This is a genomic window from Streptococcus mitis (genome assembly GCF_946190275.1).
GTDB lineage: Bacteria > Bacillota > Bacilli > Lactobacillales > Streptococcaceae > Streptococcus > Streptococcus mitis_DC.
Genome location: NZ_CAMHZQ010000036.1, coordinates 1 through 1708 on the forward strand (window position 1 = coordinate 1; position 1708 = coordinate 1708).

Here is a 1708-nt window from a genome sequence, read left to right on the forward strand (position 1 = left end):
CAGCTATCACAGCTATCACAGCTATCACAGCTATCACAGCTATCACAGCTATCACAGCTATCACAGCTATCACAGCTCTATTATACCATTTTTAACATATTTACACAAATATAAACCAGTTTATCTCATCGAATAAAATTAAAAATTATTAATATATATAACGTATTATTATATTGTAAAATCAAGAACAAAAAAGCGATTCTTCCTCTACCTATAAAATAAATCCATCATCGCCTATCACATCAGTTGATTTATATTCATTGTAGCTCCTGGAATTTTTCTCAAGAATATCGAGTAAATATCAGGTAAAACGTATGCGCCCACGAAAAAAGAGAAAGCCCTACCCTGAAAAGAGATCTAATTCCAATTGATATTTTAATGAATCTATTCCCTATCTCATATCTGTCTTGCCACAAACAAGGTAAACTTGATTCTATGCACTTATTTTATAGGAAACAGTATATTAAAAAGAGGGGAACCCCCTCTTCATTGACTCTATACAATCTGCAAAGGTAAAACCTCATTAGACTATATGAAAGATGAAAGTTGAAATCTATAACACGTCCTGTAGCCCTCCCAATATCATGTTCAAGACTATAATTTCAATACCAATTTGTTCCGTTTATTTCACTCAAAATATCTTTTAATCTATATCCAACCATATCAAACCTTCTCCTTTACGCATCTTTTAAAGTGCTTGCATTCATTCTAAAGAAAAACGGATAGAAAGTAGCTTTTAAACTTCTTTCTATCCGTTACTTCCTCTAAGAATTAACACAACCCATTTTCAGTTCAATTTAATGACTCATCTTAATTGTTTCGTGTTTCTTCTTCATCATCTTTCTTCTTTTTAGCAAATAGCAAACCAAATGCTCCAAGAAGAGAGAGAGCTCCTAATGCGCCTGTAGCACGATCTGCTTTCGTACCAGTATTTGGCAATACTGCTTGATTTTGAGAAGGAGCTACCTGAGCATCAACTGTTTGAGTTGGTTGTTCAGCCTGTTTGGTATCTGGCACAGTAGGTTTTTCTGTTTCAGGTTTACGTTCTGTGTTATCAGTTGGTACTTCAGGTGTTGATTGTGGTGTGTTATCTCCACCTTGTTGTTCCCCATTACCTTCTGGTTTAGTTGGAGTAACTTTTCTGAAGACATGAGTTACAACATCACCTTCTTCATTAACATCTGTTCTTACAAATACGTAACCTTCAATTTCACCATGTTCAAATGCTTCATTCGCTTCACCTAATACTGCTGGAGCTTTCGCATCTGCTGGTTTCAATTCATTACCTTGTTCATCAATCCATTTAGTGATGATTAACTTAACTTTAGGTAATTCTACTGGATCTGGAAGTTCTCCATTTACCCCACCGTTGAATTCTGGGATGTCAACTACTGGAGGAACAATTATCGTTAAATCTATTCCTGGAATTGTATGACTGATTCCTGTTGTTGGATCTGTCACTGTTGCTGTGCCATCGTCTCCTACTGTTACTTCCTTACCTGGGTTCTTGTCTTTGACTTTGTCTGCCACTTGTTTTTTCTCTTCTGGAGTTAAGTGGGCTTTGTCTTTGACTGGAACTTTTTCAGTTGGTTTCACTGGTTCGAAGTCTTCCACTACTGTCTTATCTGGTATCAACGTTGCGGTTGTGCCATCGTTAAACGTTACGGTTGCTGTTCCGTTTTCTGATACTTCCACCGTCTTAGCGTTT

General features: G+C 36.5%; 1 protein-coding gene. It reads right to left on the bottom strand.

Features of this window, described 5'->3' with window-relative positions:
- Positions 1-810: 810 nt before the first annotated feature.
- On the bottom strand, positions 811-1708 hold an 898-nt coding region (locus N8M20_RS10090), incomplete at its 5' end, for a MiiA motif-containing surface protein (protein WP_261080498.1).